The 22,913-nt window shown below is 62.8% G+C and carries 17 protein-coding genes; 7 read left to right on the top strand and 10 right to left on the bottom strand.

Annotation, left to right across the window (positions count from 1 at the left end):
* The first annotated feature begins 8 nt into the window (after positions 1-8).
* From ON20_RS19175 to ON20_RS37420, 3 genes are read left to right on the top strand one after another with little or no spacing between them, the layout of a single operon-like run.
* Positions 9-1,247: a restriction endonuclease-related protein gene (locus ON20_RS19175; RefSeq protein ID WP_040837722.1), complete on the top strand. Its 1,239-nt coding sequence runs from the start codon at positions 9-11 to the stop codon at positions 1,245-1,247.
* Positions 1,244-4,591: a DEAD/DEAH box helicase family protein gene (locus tag ON20_RS19170; RefSeq protein WP_218002566.1), complete on the top strand. Its 3,348-nt coding sequence runs from the start codon at positions 1,244-1,246 to the stop codon at positions 4,589-4,591. Before ON20_RS19175 ends, ON20_RS19170 begins: the two co-directional genes overlap by 4 nt.
* Positions 4,588-7,389 (top strand): RNaseH domain-containing protein, encoded by a 2,802-nt coding sequence (locus ON20_RS37420; RefSeq protein ID WP_169332357.1) that lies wholly within the window; start codon positions 4,588-4,590, stop codon positions 7,387-7,389. Before ON20_RS19170 ends, ON20_RS37420 begins: the two co-directional genes overlap by 4 nt.
* Positions 7,390-7,475: 86 nt before the next feature.
* Here the strand turns inward: ON20_RS37420 and ON20_RS19160 are convergent, their stop codons facing one another.
* The 5 genes from ON20_RS19160 to ON20_RS19140 form a co-directional block, all read right to left on the bottom strand.
* On the bottom strand, positions 7,476-7,826 hold the full coding sequence (locus ON20_RS19160; RefSeq protein ID WP_218002565.1) for a M48 metallopeptidase family protein: 351 nt from the start codon (positions 7,824-7,826) through the stop codon (positions 7,476-7,478).
* Complete coding sequence (locus ON20_RS19155) at positions 7,826-10,768, bottom strand: type I restriction endonuclease subunit R (protein WP_040837376.1); 2,943 nt, start codon at positions 10,766-10,768, stop codon at positions 7,826-7,828. The genes ON20_RS19160 and ON20_RS19155 overlap by 1 nt, the downstream gene beginning before the upstream one ends.
* Positions 10,765-12,048 carry a restriction endonuclease subunit S gene (locus tag ON20_RS19150; protein WP_040837374.1) on the bottom strand — a complete coding sequence of 428 codons (1,284 nt, stop codon included), beginning with the start codon at positions 12,046-12,048 and terminating at the stop codon, positions 10,765-10,767. Before ON20_RS19150 ends, ON20_RS19155 begins: the two co-directional genes overlap by 4 nt.
* The gene (locus ON20_RS19145; protein ID WP_040837372.1) at positions 12,045-13,862 is read right to left on the bottom strand and encodes an N-6 DNA methylase; all 1,818 of its coding nucleotides are present in this window, start codon (positions 13,860-13,862) and stop codon (positions 12,045-12,047) included. Before ON20_RS19145 ends, ON20_RS19150 begins: the two co-directional genes overlap by 4 nt.
* Positions 13,863-14,500: 638 nt before the next feature.
* Positions 14,501-15,289, bottom strand: coding sequence for a hypothetical protein (locus tag ON20_RS19140; RefSeq protein ID WP_040837370.1), 789 nt, complete (start codon positions 15,287-15,289; stop codon positions 14,501-14,503).
* 395 nt (positions 15,290-15,684) lie between these two features.
* Here ON20_RS19140 and ON20_RS19135 point away from each other — a divergent pair, with 395 nt between their 5' ends.
* From ON20_RS19135 to ON20_RS19125, 3 genes are all read left to right on the top strand, one after another.
* Positions 15,685-16,587 (top strand): hypothetical protein, encoded by a 903-nt coding sequence (locus ON20_RS19135; protein ID WP_157228904.1) that lies wholly within the window; start codon positions 15,685-15,687, stop codon positions 16,585-16,587.
* A gap of 165 nt (positions 16,588-16,752) precedes the next feature.
* Positions 16,753-17,730 carry a P-loop NTPase family protein gene (locus tag ON20_RS37650; protein ID WP_051162845.1) on the top strand — a complete coding sequence of 326 codons (978 nt, stop codon included), beginning with the start codon at positions 16,753-16,755 and terminating at the stop codon, positions 17,728-17,730.
* Positions 17,731-17,734: 4 nt separating this feature from the next.
* Positions 17,735-18,673 (top strand): aminoglycoside phosphotransferase family protein, encoded by a 939-nt coding sequence (locus tag ON20_RS19125; protein ID WP_040837367.1) that lies wholly within the window; start codon positions 17,735-17,737, stop codon positions 18,671-18,673.
* Between the two features lie 172 nt (positions 18,674-18,845).
* Here the strand turns inward: ON20_RS19125 and ON20_RS40630 are convergent, their stop codons facing one another.
* From ON20_RS40630 to ON20_RS19095, 5 genes are all read right to left on the bottom strand, one after another.
* Entirely contained in the window at positions 18,846-19,157 is a 312-nt protein-coding gene (locus ON20_RS40630; RefSeq protein WP_083865091.1) for a DUF397 domain-containing protein, read from the bottom strand.
* 181 nt (positions 19,158-19,338) lie between these two features.
* Positions 19,339-19,980, bottom strand: coding sequence for a histidine phosphatase family protein (locus ON20_RS33270; protein WP_051162839.1), 642 nt, complete (start codon positions 19,978-19,980; stop codon positions 19,339-19,341).
* An 89-nt stretch (positions 19,981-20,069) separates the two neighbouring features.
* Positions 20,070-20,525: a hypothetical protein gene (locus ON20_RS36525; RefSeq protein ID WP_051162837.1), complete on the bottom strand. Its 456-nt coding sequence runs from the start codon at positions 20,523-20,525 to the stop codon at positions 20,070-20,072.
* Positions 20,522-21,085, bottom strand: a complete 564-nt coding sequence (locus tag ON20_RS19100) for a hypothetical protein (RefSeq protein ID WP_157228903.1) — start codon at positions 21,083-21,085, stop codon at positions 20,522-20,524. The genes ON20_RS36525 and ON20_RS19100 overlap by 4 nt, the downstream gene beginning before the upstream one ends.
* A 5-nt stretch (positions 21,086-21,090) precedes the next feature.
* On the bottom strand, positions 21,091-21,963 hold the full coding sequence (locus ON20_RS19095) for a hypothetical protein (RefSeq protein WP_040837361.1): 873 nt from the start codon (positions 21,961-21,963) through the stop codon (positions 21,091-21,093).
* Positions 21,964-22,213: 250 nt separating this feature from the next.
* Here ON20_RS19095 and ON20_RS19090 point away from each other — a divergent pair.
* Positions 22,214-22,913 (top strand): helix-turn-helix domain-containing protein (locus ON20_RS19090; RefSeq protein WP_040837359.1); only part of this gene is annotated, 700 nt, incomplete at its 3' end.

Genomic DNA, 22,913 nt, shown 5'->3' with positions numbered 1-22,913 from the left:
GCCCGCTCGTGACCAGAGTCCTGAGGGATCAGACGCAGACGGGAATCGACGACATCACGGTGCGCTCCTGCGTCATGCGCGCGGCACTACGCGCAGCGGAGGCTCAGACGGTGCCAGGTATCGGTCCAGCGGACCGATTGAAGGTGCTCAGGGAGTGTCACGGTGAAGTACTCGCTGTCCGAGGTCCGGGGAGTCCCTTGTCATTTGCGGACTTCCGGCGGGCTCTCGCTGAGGATCTGGCACGTCTGCTCCCCGAAGGGATGGCGTCCGGCGAGTTCGCGCAGCTGTCCAGTATCGACCAGGGGCAAATAGACTCGGCGGCATTCGATCTCGCTCTCGAAGAACAGATGGTCCTGAAGCACGTGCTGAAGAAGGCGCGTAGCTCCGGGCGACTCTCCAACAGGTCCGAGCTGCAGTCGGAGATCGAACAGGAGATGGTCTACACCTTTCTGCGCAAACCTGGGGAACAGCGCACCTACGAGGCAGGACGCCGCGCGTTGATCGAGCACCCGTACTACCCAGCCGAAGACCTGTGCGACCTGCCGATTCCGGTCTCGGTCGGGGAGTACTACCAACCTGTTCCGTATGGTTCGCTGTACCGCGGCTGGTGGTTCCCGTGTCCGATCTGCCGTTGGCCGATGCGAATCACCGCAGGCGCAGACCGCCACGTCCGTCGGGCGCAGTGCTGGCATCAGCCCCACACTGACATGGGCGCCATCTACCTGATCGACTCAACTCGCAAAGAGCGTGCACCTGAACTGATTCCCGATCACACGGTTGGACATCCGGAAGGGCCGGCATCAGTACTCCATCCCGATACGGGCACGATCCCGATAGCGCTTCCCGCTGAGGGGTATCGGGCCCTTGTCCGTGGAGTATGGCGGTACACCACGATCCCCGGGATCCCGGAGATCGCCCTGTACCACGCGCTGAAGTCACGCGGCTTGCTGGTCGAGCTGTGGCCAGGGCTGGATGCATACGACTTGCGCGTCGTAATCGGGCAGAATTCTTCGGAACGGGTATACGCGGTCGATATCAAGGATTTCACCAGCGCGAGGACCCTCGGTGAGTTGATCCATGCTCAAGAAGGTGATGCGGGAGGTGCCGACTGGCTGGTCGTTCCCGACCACCGCGCTGCTCAGCTGCCGTTGCTGTCGGGAGTTTGCGAGCAGTACGGGCTGCAGGTAGAGACGGCAACCGGATTCGCCGAGCGTGTCTGTGCGGAGGCTGGGGTGGTTTGGGAGTGAGCGAGCCATCGGTCCAGGAAACGGCGGTACTGGCGGCTCTGGCGTTGGCTGCCCACTATTTCCCGCAATCTGTCGCCGGGGAAGAACGGGTTGCGGGCCCGTTTGATCAAGCAGCATTTCTATTGTCGGGAAAGTTCCGGGCGTGGGACAGGTGGTCGGAACTGCCGCATGAGGAGAGACAGCGTATCGCGGGGGTGTACAAGATCGCTCCGGTTGCCTTGTCCGATCCGGCGAAGTTCGCGGTTGCGGCACAGGTGATCCTGGCACCATTGGTCGTAGACGAGGAAGACCAGCCGCTGGCCCTGTTCGAGCTCGTCGGAGACTCGCCGTACACCGCGACCGCAGCGATCCCACAGGTCGGCGGCGATCTGTTCGGATTCGTCGATCGTCGCCTTGCACGGTTTCGCAGACCCAGCGCCCGCCCGAAACCGATTCCGTTCGCGGGTCCCGGAATCTGGACTACCGATGAGGTCTTTGACAAAAAGGCCGGGCTCATCCACGGCCGGGTCACGATCCCGAAGTTTCCCCAGTTCACCGAGGCGTTCGACCACGACCGGCTTCCAGAGGTCGCGACCGCGCAGTATCTGTCCGAGGTGCCGATACCCACTGCAGAACTCCTCGATCTCGCGACCAAGATCGATTCTCGGCTCGACGAGCCGTACCTGTTCGCTGTGCTGGATGGCCTCTTCAAAGCGCTGCAAACCACCGACACTGTGTCTGCAGCCGAAATGCTTGCGCTGGTGTCGGGAAGCACGCAGATACTCAACGCTCCCACCGGAACAGGCAAGAGTGTCCTCGTGCGAGTCCTGGCTGCTTGGTTCGCCAAGAACAACCTTCGCGTTGCGGTCGTGCTGCCCGACATCACAGCCTGTCTGTCCACTACGGACAAGATCAAGAAAGATCTGGCCTGCCTGTACCGGATGCAGGAGGTAGATCACGAGCCGACATGTGCGCACCTGATGTCGTCCGGCGGGATGCTGGAACGTGCGGACACGCTCGCTTCGTTGATTACCGAGAACGCGGATGCACCGGGACAGTGGGGCGAGCGTGCTGACCGAGACCTCAACGCCCTGTCATACGGGTGTGCGCTGGAAACGCACCTCGATGCCACAGCGCCGTATCCGGCCGGACGAGAGCCCTGCCTGTCGCTGCGCACACAGGGCGTTGGCGCAGCGGCCTGTCCCTGGATCCCGACCTGTGGAAAGTTCACCCCTGTCTACCAGGCGTGTGAGGCAGATGTCGTAGTCATGAACCACTTCATGTTCATGCAAGGCAATCTCCGTATCGGAGTGAATCTCGATGGGCGGCCGGTTCGGCGAATGACCGCCGCTGAGTTTGCATTGCGTACCTGCCATACCGTTCTCATCGACGAGATCGATCAGTTCCAGTGCCGGGCCATCGACAAGTCCACCAGCGACATATCACTGCATTCGAGGCGGCATTGGTCAGCTGTCCCACAGGAGTTCGATGTCGATGCGAAGCGGATGCCGATCGCCGACGAGCACGACCTGCTTCCTTCGGTCAGCCAGGTTCGTCTGATGGCGGAATTCCTACTCCTGAGCATCTGCCAGAACGCCTTGAGCTTGCACGCGACCGAAGACGAACGAGCGCGGCACCGGGTGCCGGACCAGACCAGCACACGCTGGCACCTTGCCAGGGGGCGTGACCGTCGACTGATCCGCTTGCTTTTCCCGGACCTGGACTGCACCTCCGATTCCGAGGTACCTGAGGACCTCTTCCCCAAAATCGATGCCGTGATACCTGCCCGGTACGGCGACGCTGTTTCAGCACCTCCGGGCTCGGGGTTGCCTCTGCCGCCGGAGTGGCCACAAATCAGAGAAGCCCTCAGCGCCCTCGTCGCGCCGCGAGGGAGGCATCTGCTCGATGCGGTGAAGTTGGAACTGCACAAGCTGCTCGACGATAGGATCAAGGACCCGCACGACAGGGCAATGGCGGTCAACCTGCTCGTCACTCGCACGGCGATGGTCGAACTGGATGAAGCCTTGTCCGAACTCCAGCAGAAGGCGCAAGGCCACCGTGGATCGGGATTGCAGTCGGCGCACAGGATCGTCGAAAAGCTGCAGTCCTCGGCAATGATGACGGCATTCCCGCAGGGAATGCTGGGCCGGTCGATCACCGGCTACCGGGTCACGGGGCTCGACGACAAGGAACGCAATGCCGAGCTCGTTGCACAGACGATCGCCGGCGACCCACACACGTTCACCGCCGAACTCGGCGGCCTCGTTTCGCTGACGTTGGCGGGCCATGAGCGACCCGTGATGGGCTTGTCCGCTACCGCCTACTTCCCGCAAGCAGTCCGCGAACATCTGCACGCCTCGGTGAAATGGTGGATGACCGACGCACAGGCCAAGTCGATCCGGGCCAGGCGCCACCGCATCGACTACAGCGAGGATCATCCACTAGCCGGCGAGCCGATCCACATCTCCGGCATCCACGCGAGCCGGAAGAAAGACGCATTGATCGAGTTGGGCAGCCAGCTCTACGATCTCAAGATCCATCGCGAGCTGGAGACGGCGCGGAAGAAGGACCCCGACCGCGCCCACGTCTTGGTCGTGGCGAACTCCTACGAGCACTGTGGATGGATTGCCCAGGGCATCGCCCGCGCAGGACGGTACAGTGGCGGGCTGTGTGTGGCGGTACGCACCGAAGACCGCAACCGCACGGACCTCGACTTGCCCAAACCCAGCATCGCGGCACGCTTGACCAAAGAACAGTTCGAAGAGTTCCCTGCTCACGGCAATATCCTCGTTGTCCCGCTCTCGGTGGTCGCCCGCGGGCTGAACATCGTCACCGGTACCCGATCCGCAGTTCGATCGGTCTACCTGTGCGTCCGGCCGCTGGCCGACCTCAGTGAACCTGCCGAAATGTACGGCAGCATCAACGCCGCCGGCATGAACGCTCTGCCACCAGGCGGCAGCTCCGACCCCGCCGCCGCCCTGCGGCATGCGGCCGAAGTCGCCTCGGACCGTGTAACGCTGCTACTACGCAATCCACCCCAATTCACTTCCATGTACAAGACCTTGCAGGAAGAGATCGTCGCGGGGATCGTCATCGATCTGATCCAACTTGCCGGACGGGCACGACGAGGGGGCACCGAAGCAGTACTGCATTTGGTCGACTACGCGTTCGAGGCCGACGCCTGGAGCGCGGATCTCCCCACCATCTTGCGTCGCATTCACGCCAAATGGCCGCCGGATGTGCGCCAACGAATGAACGACCTCTACGGGGAAGCGCTCAACGCGTTCCTGTCTTACGCGGGGATAGACCCCGCCGCCCCTGTCATCCCCACCCTGCCACCCACTGATCCTGAAGAGGAATCGTGACTCGATTCGATCGTGCACCCGGCAAGTACCTCGACTCATTGGCGTTCCGGTGCACCCCAGAACTCGTCGGCGACGCAACCGTTCACGTCCGCCACCTCGACACCGAAACCGCGAAGCTGTGGAACGACTTCGACAACCAGTGCAAACAACGGTACGGAAACGACTCCGCACAAGCCCCTTACTCGATCGCCACCCTCGTTCTCAGCGTGATCAGCGGCGGATACGTCCACTTCGACCCTGACCGCCGGCACCCGTTCCTCGCATCACGACAGGCGCTCAATCCCAAGCTGCTGCGGCGCGCTTTCACCCTCACCCACGGGCTCGCACTCGGCGCAGACGCCGACAGTATCGACCTCACGCAGCCACCAGAGCTCGCCGATCGTATCGCCGACACCACCGAGGCAAGCCACCAGTTGGCCGATCATCTCGAACCGATCGCCGGCGAGCAGCCACGGGTTCCGAACTGGGTATACCGCACAGTCACATGGGACCTCGCCGAACGTCTCGCCGCCCAACGATGGGCGATATCTGACAACCGCAAGATCACATTGCGGCCCGACACTACGGGCGGGCTGGTTGCCCTCGACCAGCCATGGGCAAATGACCAAGGCGGTCGATTCGCGCTGTCGCGCACAGATCTGCAGCTGATTACCATGCCGCATCTCGTGAACCCTCTGCTCATCGCCACGTCACGAGTCACCCGGATATCGGACTCGCTGATCTTCTGTCGCACCGCTCTCGCCGACCGCGGTCCCGGCTCGCCCGTGCTGGAGGTATCGCTCAACGGACGCGGCGGCGCCCGCACCGTCAATCACCTCGCGCTGCAGGCGCTGAGCCGCCTCGAGATGGACCGCTCTATTCTCGACGCGATGGCAACGCGATCGATGCAGGAACAAGCTCTGCGTGCCAAGGCGAAAGAAGAGGACAAGCGTGTCCAGTTTCCGCGCCAGCACCCCGATCGGATCTGGCCGATCCTGCCGAAGAACAAGCAGTTCCCCATCGGCGTCGGTGTCGGCATGCACCACATGAGGATGCTGCGCGAACACTTCATCGAGGTCTTCGGTGATGCTGCACAGCAGCCCGAGATGGTCGAAGTCGGCAGTCCCATGCCGCATCGACCCAACGACGCAGAACGAATCTCCACCCATGAGTACCAGCGGCGAAAAGAAGAACGGGACAGGGGCGACTACGAGGGTCCCCTACGTCCGAAAGGCGCCCTCCTGCCCAACCCGGAAGATGTGCTCGCAGCTGTTGAAGCAGCAGGATTCAGCGGCTTGCGTATCGCGTGCCTGTGGTATCGGGATGAGGCACGGCTGCGGATGCTGAACATGCTGGTCAAGGCATTCGGCATCGACACCGCAGCGCTCGACCCTGCCAACGCCTCCGTGCTCGACCTCTATCGCGGCCATATCACTGCAACGTTCCATTATGCGCCGAACTTGCTAGAGCCCGGACCGGTGAACGGCCGAACAGCCGCTCTGGAAACCAGCGGAATTCCACTTGCCGCCGCAGACGGCGACACCCTGGTCGGCGCTTGGTGTGAAACTGAGTACCCATCGGCAGGACAGAACTCCGAAGGTTCCAACGCGATAGCCGTACTCGACGACATCGACGCGAAACACCAGACCCGCCGCCTGTTCGGAGAGCGTGATATCGCCAACCAGTATCTGCTCGGCGTCGACTCTGACGGCAACATCATCACCCCCAAGGCCGATGACCACCCCGCGATGCTGGCGCTTCTCGACCTCTACCGCAGTCTCGGCATCGTCGACCAGCGATTCGCCAACGCGCTTCCCGAGACCACAATCGACTATCCCATCGACCAGATTGCCCATGTCGGCTTCCACATCCGGCAGCAAAACCGGCGCCCTGGTGAATACGGCCAACCCAAAGTCATCATCACTGCTGCCGCCTTCGTCCCACCTACCGCGGCGGGCGGTGTATGGACGATGCTCGGCTGGTCCTCGACCCGACCCGAATGGCAGCCCTACCGACTCGCCCAGACCGCCTTCCACGCCACCGGCTACCCACAGCTCCACGGGGAGAAGAAAACATACCGGCAACGATGGGACGACGCCGCGACGCAGATCGAATGCGCACTCGGAGATCTCACAGAGGAACTTTCCGGCGCCCCGTACGTCGTCACTATCGACGAACAAGCCAGTCGTCGCATGTGGGATGGCCTCCATAACGCACATCAAGGCACGAACCCAGAATATGGGGATACCCGCTACCGCCATCCCGGAGCATCATTGCCGCATGACGAACGCCCCGACGCCGTCATTCGGATAAACATTGACAGGGAAAGGGTCGTCCCGGCAACCGGCACCACCCAAGTGTTCAAGGAGCCAGGTAAGGAACCGAAGACGTCCCGCACCACTAGGAAGCTGTACCAGGTCACCACCGATTTCGGCACACCAGTGTGGGTGCTGTGCAACGTGCCACTAGCGTTCGACGGTCAGAGCGGAGGTCGGTTCGGTGAGCATTACACGCGATGGGATGCAGCGCGGTCGGTGTACTCCGACAATCCGAAAGAACGCCGCAAGAGTGAGATGCCACAAAACTGGTATTCCATGACCACCACCGAGATCTACCCGATGTTCGCGGCACCTCGCGTCGATGCACAGGCGCTGGCCATCACTACGGCCAACCTGTGCCACCAAACCATGGCCTGGACCGACCGATCCCGATACCCCGCGCCGCTGCACGCTGCGAAGAAGATGGACGAGGACCACCCCCAATACCGCCGCTCCGCAGCGCCCGGTGATTCGGAAGACGTAGAGCCTGGCGACGATTGAGGCAACATAGGTAGACGCTGGGGCCTGCTGCGGAGACAGGTCAGGGTGTCACCTATCCATGCAGCAGACCCTTGGGCTCTATAATATCACTGATAGGGCCTCCCCCGTGGTTGCTCACGGTCAGCTCGTTCCGTGGAGTGCTGACTCTGTCGTTCAAGCTCGCGCCAGTTAGGCACCAGAGCGGACATCATGGCCTGGAAACGCTTGCCGTGAGTCCGATACCGGAGATGCAGGAGTTCGTGCACGATCACGTAGTCTTGGAACGTCTCATCGGTGTCCGCCAGTTCATCGGCGAACGTCACCACGCCATCGCTCGTGCAGGAGCCCCACTTCTTAGGCATCTCGACAATGTCGACGCGCTGCGGGTTTACCTTGAGTCGGAGCGCCCACGCCATGGCGCGCCGTTTGAGCTGTTGGTCCGGATAGAGCGAGGACATCAGTCTCCTGCCGTCTGCTCAAGCACCTGCATCATCTGTTCGACTGCCCGCTTGCCCTCGTCGACCCCTAGCTTGATCACCGGCTTGTAAAGGTTGAGGCGAAGGCGGCGCTGCTCATCCGGGTTCTCGACCCAGTTCGGGAACTTGGCGAGGACGGTCTCCGCTTCTTTCGCGACAGCGAGGGTGTCCAGGCCAGCCGCTGCAAACGACTCATCCTGCTTCAGCTGCCAGTGAACCGCGAAGCCGACATCGCTCAAGCCGGAGTTCTGTGCGGCCTTCCGGGCCTCATCCTTCTCGACGACCAACGCCGCGATCTCATCCATTGCGGCCATGCCGGTGATTTTCCGCTCCTCCAGATTCTTGATCACCTGGTCCGCGCGCTCTTTGAGGGCCCGGAGCACCACGGCCTTGGCGGGGTCCTCGTCCATCTCCTTCCGGAGGCCACGTAGTAGGTTGTAGACCTTGCCCTCGTCTGGCCCGTCCTCACCTCTGAGCTGCTCCAGCGCGTCGACATCGAATGTGACGACTTTGGCGATGCGGCCCAGGCCCTCCTGCTCCGCACTGGTCTCGATGAGCCGGCGGGTCTTGTACTCCAAGTCCCCAAGGAAGGAACCGGTTTCGGAGTAGGCGTTGCGCACTGCAGCGTACAACTGACTAAGGTGCTTGTACGTGTGAAGGTGATCGCGCAGCTCCGCCGACGGTGAAAGGATCTCCCAAAGCGCCTCGATGTCCTTGTAGTCCTCGAAGAATGTCTTGCGGGTCTCGGGGTTGATGAAGCGGCTATAGACGACCTTCTCGAGCTGCTGGTCGGGGCTGTCCTTAGGGTCGACCTTGAGGTAGTTTTCGGTGGCTTCCCCGATGCGGCGGTGCAGGTCTTCCATCATGGTGTCGAGATCCTCGATCGCACCGTCGATGTCGGCCGAATCAAAACGCAAGGCCTTCTGGAGCTCCCGGAGCACGCCGACGAAATCGAGTACCAGACCGACCCGCTTCTGGACGCCCTGGGTGTCGACGTACGGGCGGTTGACCCGAGCGATCGCCTGGAGGAGCACATGGTCGCGCATCGGCTTGTCGAGGTACATGGCGTACAAGACCGGAGCGTCGTAGCCGGTGAGCAACTTGTCCGTAACGATCAGGATCCTTGGCTGCTCGGTGGGCTTCTTGAAAAACTTGCGTACCTCTTGCTCGCGGGTATCGCTGAGCTGCAATTCGGCTACTTTAGGCCGGTCGACGGCATCCGAGGCATTGCTGCTATAGACCACTTCCGACCACTCCGGCGGCAGATGTCGGTCAAGTGCCATCTTGTACTTGGCGCAGGTCTCACGGTCGACCGCCACAAGGAACGCCTTGTAGTGCAGCGGGTCGATATTCTCCCGGAAGTGGTTCGCCACGAACTCCGCGACTTGCTCGATCCGATCATCGGCGCTGAGGAAGGCCCGGATGCCGACGGCCCGGTCGAGCACCCGGTTGAGTTCCTCGACGTCGGTGACGTCCTCGCCCTCAGCAAGCGCGAAGAATTCCTCGTCCAACTGCTCGGTGGGGATCGTCATATTGGACGGCGCCATCATGTAGCGGATGGGCAACGTGGTGCCATCCTCGATGGACTCTCGGATGGAGTATTTGTCCAGGTAGCCGGTCTCGTCCTGGCCGCCGAAGATCTGGAAGGAACCGGAGCCACCTTTGGCATTCCCCACGGGTGTTCCGGTGAAGCCGATGATCGTGGCGTTCGGTAGTGCGGCCATGAGATAAGTACCCAGGTCTTTGGCGACTGAGCGGTGCGCCTCGTCGATGAAGACGAAAATGTTGTCGCGCGGCGAGCTGTCCTTCTTGATCTCCTCGAACTTGTGGATCATTGAGATGATCAGGCCGCGGAAGTCTGCACCAAGCAGCTCTTGGAGCTCGGCCTTGGTGTTGACCCGGCGCACGGCAATGTCGTTCGCCTGCATCTCTCCGAGCAGGCGGTCGACCCACTCCCGAAGCTGGCCCTCCAACTCGATGCGGTCGACGACGAGGATGACGGTGCCGTTATCGAAGCGGTCCTTGCCCTCCAAAATCAGGCGGGCAGCGGTGAGAAGGGTGAAGGTCTTGCCGGAGCCTTGGGTGTGCCAGATGAGACCACGGGTTTTCTCGGGGTCGGCGCAACGGGCGACGATCTTGTCGATCGCGCGGCGCTGATGCTCGCGGAGTACCGACTTCCGGGTCTCGCCATCCTCGACGTAGAAGAGGATCCAGTGCTGGAGTGTGCGCAGGAAGTCGGTCGGCTCGAAGAATGCCTGGACGGCGATCCGGTACTCCTCGTCCGGTGTTTGCTTCCACTTCGAGATAAATCGTCGATTGGCATTCCACGTAACGCCGTACCAGTAGTCAAGCACGTGCGTGACGTTGAAGAGCTGCGGAGCCGCCAACAGCTCCGGAGTCTCCAGCTCATAGCGACGGAGCTGCTTGACGGCGCGATCAAGCGCTCCTCCGTCCTTCGGGTTCTTGTGTTCGACGATAGCGACCGGCAGCCCGTTGATCACAAACATCAGGTCAGCCCGGTTGCCCTTGCGTGCCAGTGGCTCGATCTTCCACTCCCACGTCACGACGAAGGAGTTGCTACCCGGGTGGACAAACTCAACAACCTGGACCGGACGGTGCCGCTTCTCCACCTCGTCGTACCACTGCCGCTCTCCCCGAATCCAGCCGAGCACGTCGCGGTTTCCCTCGATCGTCGCCGGCAGCGCCTCGATAGTATCGACGATGGCGCGCGACTGGTCGTCGCTCAGCCAGGGGTTGAACTCGACCAGCTTCGCTTCCAACTCGTCGCGAAAAATCATGTTGGCGCGTCCCTGGCGCTTGGCCTCGGCCTCGGTGGGCGTCATGACCGTCCAACCGACCTCCGTGACATGCTTTACCATGGGAAATTGGACCGTGTAGCTTTCGCCAATCTTCAGCGTGGTCATGCGGCGCTCCCCCCTGCTGACGCGCGAGTCGGAACGGCCAGTTCGTCGATGAGGACTGCTCCGGTCATGAGGTCGTACAGCATTCGCTGGTAGAGCTCGTTCAGTCGCACGAGCTTAGTCCGATGGAGGTCCAGTTTCTGGTCGATGGTACGCAGAACGGCCGCGATCTCCTGTTGCTCCCTAAGTTGAGGCAAAGGCACAAGCAGCGAATCAATGATTCCAGTGTTCAGATTGAACTTGCCATCCGCGGCGGGCGTTGCACGAGAGCCGATCTGGTCTATTCCGACTGGCGAACCCATGAAGTAGGCGACGAAGTCGGGATCTACGCCATCCAGCAGTCGGGCGCGGATCAGGTACGAGGCATACAGCGCCTTGTCGGGATTGCCTCGGTAGACGGCACAGAGACCGAGGCGTTCGATGACGCCGTTGGTGCGGATGAAGATGAGGTCGCCGTCCTCCAGTCCGTAGCGCGCCGCTTCCTTGTCCGTGAGATCGCAGTACTTCAGGTCCGCAGCGTCGATCCGGGCTGACAAGATGTTCGGGATGCGGAGGACCGGGTACGTCGCCGGCGTCGCGGAGCAGCGCTGCGAGGTCCCGTAGCGCAAAGACTCACGCAGCTGAGAGAACTCGATGACGCTCCAGCTTTCAGGAATATCTCCGAGCTGGGAGAGCTTGGTCGATTCACCGTTGAGGCCCTTGGAGTAGACGGACAACATAGTGCTCGTCCGAAGTGAGTCAGCAGCAGCGAGGCTGTCCTCCTGAATCTTTAACGCCTCCCGGATAAGCGCGAGCGCGTCAACGATGGCCGACTGCTCCGAAAGAGGCGGATGAGGTACCTCCAACGCCGCCAGGCGCCTAGAACTGAGGTTCGGTATCGTGGTCTTGTTGCCCGCGCCCTCGAAGATCCCCAGCTGGGTGAAGGCAGCCTGGAGAAAGTAAACGTAGAACCGCGGGTCGACGTCATGAACTTTCGGGCGTAGACGGTGCAGGTGGTTCTGGAAGGACATCGGGGCGATCGAGCCATCCCAAATTGCGGCCCGGCCGATCTCGCCACCCTCGCACACGAGGAGGTCTCCAGCCTCCAAGAGCTTGTCCGGCAGTTCGTTCGGCCGGATAGACATCTCGTCAACAGCGCTAAAGTCCAGTCGATCCCAGAAGACGTTAGAGGTGCGGAGGAACGGCACCTTGTTCTGGCCAGCGCGAGCTGCGGCCGACATGGTTTTTCCTGCGCCGATCTCGAAAAGCTCCCCTAGGGGGCGCTGGGTCCAGGTATCGTTCACAGCTTCTCCAGCATCTTCATGAGCGTGAGGTCGATTTGTTTCGCCCGCTCGTCGAGGCTCAGGAGGTCCGCGACGATCTCCTTGATCGTCCGGTGCTCCTGGTCGCTAATCCGCGTGACCCAACGGGCGGGACTCAGGTTGTAGTCCGCTCCTTTAATGTCGTCTAGTTCGACGACCGCCACCTCGCCGTCGATCGGTTCGCCCGTGTTGAAGAGTGTGGCCAGCTCCTTGATGGCCGCCTGACCGAGGTAGTTCTTCGGCCTGCCCTTGATGAACCGTTGGCTGGCGTTCACCAGCACGACCTTGTTCTTCCGGTTGGCAGGCTTCCGCTTGTTTAGAACGACAATTACGCCTGCAGCCGTCGTGTTGTAGAAGAGGTTGTCGGGCAGCAGGATCACACCGTCGATCATGTCGTGGTCGACGAACCACTGCCGGATGTTGCGCTCCTTGTCGTCCTTCGCTGCGCCCGAGCCACGCGTGACCGCGCCGGTGTCTAGAACGACTGCGGCCCGGCCGCCCTCGTTCATGGTGGCGAGGGTGTGCTGGAGCCAGGCCCAGTCGCCCCGACCGGAAGTCGCACCGCCCGACTTCATGAACCGGTCGAACGGGTCGTCGGTAAACAGCCCAGGGTCGAAGGGCTGATTCCACATGGGGTTGGCAACGATGACGTCGAATCGGACTAAGGAACCGCTGGCATCACGGAACTTCGGATTGATCATGGTATCGCCGCGCTGCAGGTCGACGTCCATGTCGTGAATGATCGTGTTCATCCGAGCGACGGCGTAGCTCTCGGCCTGAAGCTCCTGGCCGTACATCTTGAGCGGCACCTTGCTGGTGGGGTCGAGTTCGCGCGCGACCAGCTGCAGCTTAATCAGGAGCCCACCCGAACCACAGGCGTAGTCGTGGCACGTCTCCCCAGGCTTGGGCCTCAAGATGTGGGCCATTAGAAATCCGACCTCAGTAGGCGTGAAGAACTCACCCGCGCTCTGGCCCGAACCCTCAGCGAACTTACGGAGGAGGTACTCATAGGCCCGCCCAAGGAAGTCGGGCTGTACGTCGGCGAGGCCCAGGCGATAACGCGGGTCGGAAAAAGTCTCGACGACACCGCGAAGCTTGGCCGGGTTGATGTCACGCTCGCCGTTGCGCTCGGCAGCGAAGTCGACCACATCGATGACTCCTGAGAGGTCGGGGTTGTGCCGTACGACCGCACGCACCGCCTTGGTGAGGTGTTCCCCGATGTCCCGTGGCTGGGTCGAACGACCGCGCTCGTCGACCGGCCAGTCATACGACGTACGGCCCGAAATTATGCTCCAGCGAGCCACGGCTGGCAGGTAGAAGCGCAACAGACTGTGGTCCGATTCGGCGATTGCAAGGGCGATCTCCTGGTCACCGAATTCCTCAGCAAGCCGACCGATCTCATCGTCGAAAACATCGGAGAGTCGCTTCATGAAGAGCAGCGGTAAGAGGTAGTCCTTGAACTTAGGCGCGTCCTTCTCACCCCGGATCGATGAGGCGGCGTCCCAGAGCATCTGTTCCATGGGCTTGGTGCTCTGTGCGGCCGGCGCACGGCCACGGCCTCGACGGCGACTTGGTGCCGGACCAGAGGTTACTTCGGTGTCGCCGGCGTCGATCCCGGCCTCGGCAGCCACGTCTAGGATCAGCGCCATGGCCGCCTTCTGGGGCTTGTTGCCGCCCCCTTCCCACCGATTGACTGTCGCGAAGGAGACTCCGAGCTTCTCAGCCAGCTCAGCCTGGGTGAGGTTGAGGTTGCCCCGGATGGTGCGCAGCGTTGCAGGCACGTCCACAGATGTCATGTTTGATATCTTTGCGATATGACATAGCAAAATCAAGCGGCATCCCGAAAGTTGGCTTGCAACTCTCGGATGACCGCGGCCAGTTCAGACTGATCAGTACTGCGCCAGACGTAGACCGTCTGGTCAGTGGTGCTCACGTCTGCAGCGACCTACTCGATCGGACGCGCGGCGGCGACCGATCGAGGATCTTGTGACGGAACTTCTCGGGATAATGCTTCGGCACGAACAAGTCTCCTTCGAGACCTCGTGACCACCCAACGCCAACTGCGCCGCAGGTGACCTGCAGAAATTGCTCTGGTCGACTGACGATCTTGCCGGAGCTTGGCCATGCATGAGGGGAACTGGGTCTTCACCAGGCCCCGATTTGCTTGCTTGGGGGCTTGCTGCTGTCAGGGATGGCACCGTCCCTGGGGTGCCAACGGAGTTCGATCCGAGACTGCCAGGAAGCAGCAGCGGCACCGCCATGCATCAGGGGTAATGCAGGCTGGCGGTGCCGCTGCTCGTCGCAGCCGTGAGCTGCGGAGTGGACCGGCCAAGGGGGTTCAACCGGCCTGTGGCCAGGCTAGCACCGGCTCCCTGTCACGAGTAGCCGCAGCTTTCGCAGCTGAATTAGCTGCCGCAGTTGAGACTTTGATCAGTCACTGACGTAGCGGTCCGTGCGTCCACGTCAGAAGCTCGTCATAGTCGACCGCACTGGACACCTGCATTGATCGTCCGTGGGGTGTGGCGGACAGGCCCGCATCCGGATGTATTGTGATTCGCTCAGTGCGAAAGGTAATAAAGGGTAGTCCGAGCGCGGCACTGAGCGGCAGGAGATCACGCAGCCAGATTTGGGGTTTGCGGGCTAACCATGCCCGTAGGTGTATCGCCAGCAGATCCGCCCACCCTGGTGCGGTCGGGCGGTCGAGCGCCTGAAGAAGCGGGGACTCGAAGGTGATCTGGAGGGCGTCGGAGTCGGTGTGGTCGCCGAGCACCAGACGCGGAGCGTGCAATGCACGCAGGGCGAGCCCAGTAGACGTGGGATCGGTACGGAAAGTATCCGAGACGGGCCTCTTACCGTGGTAGCCCTTGAGCGACCCGCCCAGTTGGGGGACCGCCACCCGGTCGGCGATCTCGGGCAGGCGGGAGACGACGGCAGCAAGGTTGGACATCGGTCCCAACCCCACCCACTGGATCCGGCGGGCGGCATCGCAGAGTTCGACAACGGCGGCGATCACGCGATCGAGACCACGGATCCGTTCGAAGAAATCGTCATCCTGCGCCGGGGTCGGGTGGTCGTTGTCGATGAGGAACCGGTCCTCGCCGCCCAGATCGAACCCGGAGATCGCTGCAACGCCGTTGCGGTCGAGCAGATTCAGGGCGTGGCGGACCAACTGTGCGCGACGGCCCCGGGTTTCGTCTGCGGTGACGACGACCAGATTCGGCACTACACGCCGCGATCACCAACGCCACGAGAGCTCCGGGCCGCCATCCGATACCGGTATCCAGGATCACCAGCTCATCGACTGCCGTGCGGCACAGTGGCCTCTTGGCGAAGCACGGATACCCTCCCGAGGAGGAGCGCGAGGCGATCGACCAGGTCCTCAAGCAGCTGGACACATTCGCAGACGAATAGGCACCTGACGCGGAGGAATGAGTTTGCGGCGGACGGCCGCCGATTGCCGGGAGCGGGATAAGAAGGGTTTTCGTGGCCGCGAGCGGAGGTGGCGGTGCTCGCGACGTGTCCGGTGGAGTACGTTCTGGCGTGGAGGCTGAGACCCCAGGCGCTGGAGGGCCTGTATCGTTGCTGAACCACAATGGGCGAGGCGAGTAAGGGGAACCGTTGTCCGATAGGTTGTTTCGCGCATTGCAGACGGTGCAACAAAAGTATCTCCACGATCGGAACCTCAACGACGCGGCGTCGTTGAGAGACCGGGTGCAAGAGCTGGAACGGGAACAGGAACGTATCGCAGGGGCGGAGTGGGATCGGCTGGTTGAGGATAGGCGCCCGGGAACGCTACACGGTGTCGAGGCAGTCCAGAATATGCTGGCATTGTATGCGGCAGCGGAGGACCAGGTGATCGAGCGTGAGATCGTCGCTCGGCTCCCAGTGCGGGCAGTGCACGAACATCGGCACAAATGGGCATATCTGGTCTCCGAGATCACTCCGCCGATTGACCCCGAGCTGATATACACCGGTGCCGGGAGCGCTCAGACGTGGCTGGAGCGGGCTGCAGCAGCTGGATTGGAAACCGAACGGGTCGATGACCCATGGGATTATCACGGTCTCGATCTGATCGAGGAGCTCGCCCTCCCTCCTGACGTCTCGTGGACAGACGCGGATAAGAAGGCTGCGATGGAGAGCTGGATCAACGCCTTTGGCCTTGAACCGGGGCATTGGATTGAACTCGATTGGCCACCTTCGGCGAACCTCTGGTCACCGGGGTACCTATACCGGACCGAGTTCGAACCATGTGAAGCCCACTCTGAAGCCTACGATGACGTCAATGGTGACGAATCATACTTCGAGGACTGCGCGGATTGTAGCCAAGTTGAAGTGATCGTCGAAGAGATGGCGCAGTGGAAGTGGTCGACATCAGTAAACCTGATGAAGTTGTACTTCAGCTCGGAAGGTGAGGAAATCGACCGGCGGGTCGATCGAGACGGCAGTTTCGAGATCTGCACCATGGAGCAGGATCCCCGGGACATCGTCATCGGACCGCCCGGTCGCGGTAGCCGCTGGTAAGCCGCGCGGCGACGCTCTCGACAGGACTAAATCCAAACGGACATACGCGCCAGCCGAGACATTCGCGATTGGGTCGCGGCCGTGGGGCTCCGCTTGGCGCCCTCCAGGGTCGGGCAGACGGCGAATTCACGGTGGGGATGCTCAGCATTGGATAGGGTGTTTCGGGTGTTCAGCGTGGAGATGAGCCGCCGCATCGAGGTGAGGCAGGGACTGTCTTCACCGGTGCGGCAGGCTCAGGGGCTGGCGCCGATCACAGTGGCTTCGGTCACGATGCGGGTGGGTTTCTCGTTCGTGGACGACCAGCTCGACGCTCATGGCCGGTTTGTCGATACCGATCCGCTCGACGAGGTTCTCGACGAGTACGCGAGCCGCTTGTCGGCCACCATTTGGACTGAGTTGTTCGAGCACAGAACGACTTTCGAGCGCGTTGCTCAGACCTTGTACCGGGAGTTGATACAGCGGATCCCGCAACTGGTCTACGTGACCTTGGTCAACGACACGGCAGGCGTGACCACCACTTACCAGGGTAGGGCGGACTCTGGGGGTGAGGGCGTGCTGGTGGTGATCCGCGGGAATTCTGCGTCGGGGAAGTCCTCGACTGCCGCGGCGGTTCAGCGGCGTTTCGACCATAGCCGCTGTGCAGTGGTCTCGCAGGACACCGTGCGGCGCAACATGCTCCGCGAGTTCGACGAGCCCGGGGGGTTCAATATCGATCTCATCGAGCAGATCGCCAGGTCATGTCTGACTCGGGGGATGGTGGTGATCGTGGAGGGCATCCTCGATGCCAACCGTTACGGGCCCATGCTGGAACGGCTCGTCACTTCGGCGCGCCGGGCCCTGTTGTACAGTTTCGATCTCACCTTCGCTGAAACCCTGATCCGGCACGCCGGGCGGCCTCAAGCCGCGACGATTCCACCGGAGCAGATGGCCGGCTGGTACCACGGATGGCAGCCGCTGCCATTCGCCGACGAGACCCGCATCGACGCCACCTGGACCCTTGATGCCATAGTCGACCGGATCTACCACGACATCGAACACGAACTGGCCGACGGCGGCAAACCCGAAGGATCTGCCGTCGGCTCCGACCCGCCAGCCCCAGAGACGAAATTCGATGGTGAGGCCGGTCTGCACGCTGCACGATGATCCAATGACCGAGATCGAAGCCCCGGTGTCCCGGATCCGGTGGAGCGGTGTACCGGTGGCGGTGCGCGCCGAGATCGAGGAACGGTTGGGTGCACGAGTGCGTTCGGCATCGACCCAGCCGGGAGGGTTCAGCCGCGGAATGGCTTCCCGGCTGGTCTTGGTCGACGGTCGCACCGTGTTCGCCAAGGCCATCCCTACCCAGGAAAGGTTCGCCCACCGATACCGCGTCGAGGCCGAAACCGCGGCGCAACTGCCACCGCAGATCGCAGCCCCGGCACTGCGGTTCACCCTGGAGACCGACGGGTGGCTCGTCCTGGTATTCGACGACATCGCAGGCAGACATCCCCGCTTCGATCAGCCGGCGGAACTAACGGCGGTTCTCGCTGTGATCGAGGACCTGACACGGACGCTGACCCCGAACCCACTGGCAGGGGCCCCGACCCTGGCCACCGAGTACCGCCCGAAACTATCGAGCTGGCGGGCGTGCGCCGAGGACGGCCCGCCCGGCGACATGGACGGTTGGGCGCGCCGGAATCTGGATCGGCTGGCGATCCTCGAGTCGCGATGGGAGGCTGCCGCGGTGGGCGAGACGCTGTTGCATACCGATCTCCGCGCGGACAATATGCTGCTGCGCCCGGACGGCACGGTCATGGTGGTCGACTGGTCCTGGCCGTGTGTGGGCGCAGCCTGGGTGGATCTGGTGTTCCTGGCCCCCGCATTGACCCAACACGGGGTCGACGCCGAACCGATCTTGGCGTCGCACCCCCTCACCCGCGACATCGATCCCGCCGCGATCACCGCCGTGGTGTGCGCGCTGGCCGGATATTGGACCCGGGAGAGCCACCGGTCCCCCGGGGCGCAGTCGCCAGCTCTGCGTCGACATCGAATCGAAGCCGGCCGCGCGGCGATCGCGTGGTTACGGAGACGAGTGGGCTGGAGGTAGCCACTGCGCGTCCCAGCGGTCGGCCCCCGGGAGGCTGCCGCTCGCGTGTGGATTGGTGGCGCATGCCTGTCCGGAGGGGAGTGGCGGTGGGGCGCTTGACGCGGTTCGCCGCGGGGTGTGACGATCGCGTCAGGCCACAGTGGAATACACGCGCGGCCGGTTCGCGGGGCCGTTATCGGCGGTGGCTGCCAGTTTTGGTACAGTGCCGACCGCGTTGCTGCTGCCGTGGCTCGCGACGAGTCTGGATCGGCTGGTGTTGTGGGAAACCCAGTTCTCGACCGCTGAAGCTGGAGGTGCGCCAGCCGTGGGAGGGCGCCACCTCGACGCAGTTCTCGCCGTTGCCGCTGAAGGTGGATTTCCGCCATTCGAGGCGGTTACCGGTGATCACCGTGACTCCTACTCTGCAAGTTCCCTGATTCGGCGGTTGATCGCATCGGCGGTGTCGGCCGTGGACAACGCTACAGCGAAGCCGGTCCGCTGCCATTTTATACAGGGCGACTTGGTCCTGTTCCTGCACGTAGAGGGCCCTGTCTGTGTCCGCACCACCGATAGCGACATGCGGGACAGTTGCGTGTGCCCGCAGTAGCCACCCGGCAGGGTGGCGTGTGCGTCAGGCCCTATGCCGGGGTGCAACACCATCGCGATCCCTTGCAAGTCGCCGATGCTCACCACTGGACTTCGAAGAACCGGTGAGCGATATCGTTGTGGCGAGATCGTGCCCACAGCCAGCGTTGATGCGCGGAGTGCCCCACCGAACAGCGCTCCCATTCGGTGATCGAGGCAAAATCTGCCGCGAGCAGACAGAAACCATCGCCGGGGGCGGCCGAGTGGAACCATTGCTCGGCGGCCTGGACCGACACCCTATGGGCGACGAGCACCACGGTCTGGCCGTAGTGCTCGTCGGCGAGAGCATCCAGAGTCGCGCCGACGCGGTACACCCAGCCTGACCACGTTTCGGCTCTCCCAGAGATCGGGTTATCTAGTGCTGGCTCCGCCGGGTCAACGAGGCTGGCCAGCATATCCTCCCTCGCCCAGCCCTGGGTCGGTCCGAACGCTGGGCATGGCAGCGAATCGACCACTGGTGCGTCGACAGCCTCGCCGATCGGTTCGGCGGTCTGTGTCGCCCGCAGCGCCGGCGAGCTGTAGACCGCCGCCACCTTGTGCTGCTCCACGGCCAGTGCCATAGCAACTGCTGCGGCCTGCCGGTGCCCGCGCGGAGTGAGCCCGTCACAATCCTCGGCTCCGGTCACCACACCGCGCACATTGCAGTGCGCTTCGCCATGGCGGACCATCAGCAGCCGCACCACTGGTGGCCGCTCGCATTCTGTGACTCCGGCCGTCCGAATCCGCGCGGTCGCAGAATCTGCCTGTGACCGGACTCTGCGTGGGCGTGTAGTCACGGGATAACCCCTGGGGATTTCGTCATCGCCTCGGCCTGCTTCAACGCGATCTCGACTACGACCGCGCTCTCCAACCTGTGGGGGCCAGTCGGCTCGATCCGCCAACATCGACCCGGATATCCCGGGGTCGGCAGGGCGATTTCGGCCCCGTAGCCGGATTGCTTGGCGTGGTAGGGGAACAGCGGATCGAACAGCGGCGAGGCTGTGGGGCGCTGCGTGAGAAACCGCCACGAAGAGGATTTGTCATCAACGACAACCGGTGTGGAAAGACCCCTCCGTGCCAGCTCATCTGCTACGGCTTCGCCCAATCTAGCGGGCAGGCGGATGCAACCGACGTCGCCGGTGTGCACCACGATGCGTCCGTGGTCGCTGACTTCGGCGTTGATCCCGTATTCGGTGCGGTAGAGCCCGACGCAGGTGGCGAGGTCTGTGGGTAGCGCGGAGGTGCTCATATGTTCTTTACTCCGGAAAGGGTGCCAGCAGTTGATTCGCGGGAAGTTGTCGATTGGGTAGGGGTGGTTACGCCGGGCCACCCGAGGCTGGGCCAGGATTTCGGGAGGATGATCAGGCCGTTGAGTACGAGGCGGGTCAGTCCTGCGTAGCCCTGCCGCATTTCGGCCAGGTGGTCCCAGGCGCGGTGACGCTCGACCTCGTCGAGGTCGTGGTGCAGGGTCCAGTGCGCGCATGCCCACGCTTCGGCGACACGGGCTACGACGCCGCCGATGGAGTCGGTGCCGGGGGTGACACCGCCCAGCGGCCGGGGCAGTAGCCCGTGGATCCAGGCGTCGATGGCGTTGATCCGCTGCCCGATCTGGGTGTGCAGGGTCCGGGTCTCGTGTGGTGGCGCGTCGATCCATCTCTGGTAGAGGGCGGCCAGCTCTTTGGCGTGGACTGCCATCGGTGAACGGGTTTCGGTATGCCCCTGGACCGCTGCCATAAGCTCTTCCGGCGGCAGGAATGGTGCACAGTCGTCGCTGCTGCTGATCAGGGCTGTCGTTGTGTGAGGGCCCATCGCGATCACCGCCGAGGCTGTGTGGGCTGAACCATGGTGGGCTGCAGCGTGTCGGGTAGGGCGAGCAGGCAGCGGGTGAGGGTGCCGCCGGTGTCGCTGCGCCACCGCTGCGGGGTGGCGCCCGTCTGAATGCAGATCCGCTGGAGGCCGTCACCGATTGGGGCCTGCGAGTGATCTCGGGTCTCGACCACGTCGATGACGACCGTGGTGTTTTCCGGTGGGCACAGCACGGCGATGTGCAGCTGATCGGGGTTGCCGGGAGTGCGTGCGGAGGCATACATTGCCTCGGCGACCATCTCCGTGAGCAGTGCGTCGACCATGGGGGTGATGTCGGCGAGCCCGGCGCGTTGCAGGCGCTGCCGGACTCGTAGGGACACGATGTCCTGTGCCAGTGCGGCGGCGGGTACGTCGACTGCGACGATGACACCGCGACCGCCTGCGGGACGAGTATCGAGGTGCACCACGTGCACGTGCGGCGCCAACCGTGAAATCAGCCGTTGTATCAAAGTTTTGGGGACTCCGAGGCCGTCGAGGTGTTCCGGGGAGGGCATGAGCAGGTATCCGGCGTCGGGGTGGGTCAAGGCATCCAGCAGTGCCCACAGCGCGGAGGTCGGCGGCGGAGCTGTCAAGAGTGTGTGTAGATCGGTGCCGGACTCTGAGGCGAAGCGCTCCAGGTCCGCGGCGATGGTGCCGCCGTGGGCGTGGTCGAATGCCGTCACCAGTGCCCACAGTTCGCCGACCGGAGACGGTTCCTGGGCGTATACCCGCCCCCAGATCGAGCCGCCCAAGGCGTGGGCGGACTCCTCCAGTTCCTCGATGATGGTGCGCGGCGAGGAGCCGATCAGTCCGGGTTGCACGTACGCATACATCGCGGACATTACGGCGCCTCCCATTGTGTTGCGAGGTTCATGTGGCATCACCCCTGCCTGGGCCACGGAACCGTTCCGCGGCGGATTTGCCGATCGGCTGGGGCCGGGTGGCCGGTGACGACCGACACAGGGAAGGTTATGCAGCAATAATTGCAGCGTCAAGGTTCAAAAATATTGCAGCAAGTCGCGTAGCATCGGTGACAGGAGAAGAAGCGGCATCGGACGACGGTCCACGACGTCGATAAGGGAGGATTGGGATATGGCACGGACATCGCCCACGGTTGCGAAGTGGGAGCTCAAGCTCCGGCTCGGCCGGCTGCGCCGCGAGTCCCAGCTCGACGACGCCGAGGTGATCAAAGCTGTCGGGATCTCTCAGCCTTACTGGTCGCAGGTGGTCAACGGCTCCCGTATCCTCACTGAGGACAAACTGCGGTCGCTGGCCAGGACCTATGGCTGTGATTCCGATGAGCAGGACGAGCTGGTCGCGATCCGGGAGATCGCAACCAAGGGCCGTGGCTGGTGGACGAAATACCCGGCGCTGATCACACCGGAGATGCAGCGGCTCTACGGCCTCGAACACGGCGCGCACGCCATCCGCTGCTACAACTGCCTACTCATCCCCGGGCTACTGCAATCAGAGGGATACGCGCGCACCATCATCGGCGCCTCCACCATGATCCGCCCGTTCGAGGTCGACCAGCATGTTTCGATCCGGATGCAACGCCAGACCCGGCTCACCGGCGACGACCCGCTCCGCGTCACCGCAATCTTCAGCCAGGCCGCTCTTATGCAAGAAACCGGCGGCCCTGACGTACTCCAGGAGCAACTCCGCCACCTGGTATCGCTGATCGAGGACCACCCGGACACCATCGAGATCCGGATCATCCCGTTCACCGCCTCCGAAGGCACCGCCCTCGGAGGATCCACCTTCCACCTGCTCGATTTCGACAGCCCACAGC

Source organism: Nocardia brevicatena NBRC 12119 (assembly GCF_000308495.1).
Taxonomy (GTDB): domain Bacteria; phylum Actinomycetota; class Actinomycetes; order Mycobacteriales; family Mycobacteriaceae; genus Nocardia; species Nocardia brevicatena.
Note: the sequence above shows the minus strand (reverse complement) of the source record. Positions and strands in the feature narration are given on the sequence as shown.

What these genes read in the sequence shown, in the direction of transcription:
- ON20_RS19160 (WP_218002565.1), bottom strand. Translation starts at nt 7,826, where the DNA reads ATGTCCTCGCTCTATCCGGACCAACAGCTCAAACGGCGCGCCATGGCG.
- ON20_RS19155 (WP_040837376.1), bottom strand. Translation starts at nt 10,768, where the DNA reads ATGACCACGCTGAAGATTGGCGAAAGCTACACGGTCCAATTTCCCATG.
- ON20_RS19145 (WP_040837372.1), bottom strand. Translation starts at nt 13,862, where the DNA reads ATGACATCTGTGGACGTGCCTGCAACGCTGCGCACCATCCGGGGCAAC.
- ON20_RS19125 (WP_040837367.1), top strand. Translation starts at nt 17,735, where the DNA reads ATGACCGAGATCGAAGCCCCGGTGTCCCGGATCCGGTGGAGCGGTGTA.
- ON20_RS40630 (WP_083865091.1), bottom strand. Translation starts at nt 19,157, where the DNA reads ATGGCAGCGGACCGGCTTCGCTGTAGCGTTGTCCACGGCCGACACCGC.
- ON20_RS36525 (WP_051162837.1), bottom strand. Translation starts at nt 20,525, where the DNA reads ATGAGCACCTCCGCGCTACCCACAGACCTCGCCACCTGCGTCGGGCTC.
- ON20_RS19100 (WP_157228903.1), bottom strand. Translation starts at nt 21,085, where the DNA reads ATGGGCCCTCACACAACGACAGCCCTGATCAGCAGCAGCGACGACTGT.
- ON20_RS19095 (WP_040837361.1), bottom strand. Translation starts at nt 21,963, where the DNA reads ATGTCCGCGATGTATGCGTACGTGCAACCCGGACTGATCGGCTCCTCG.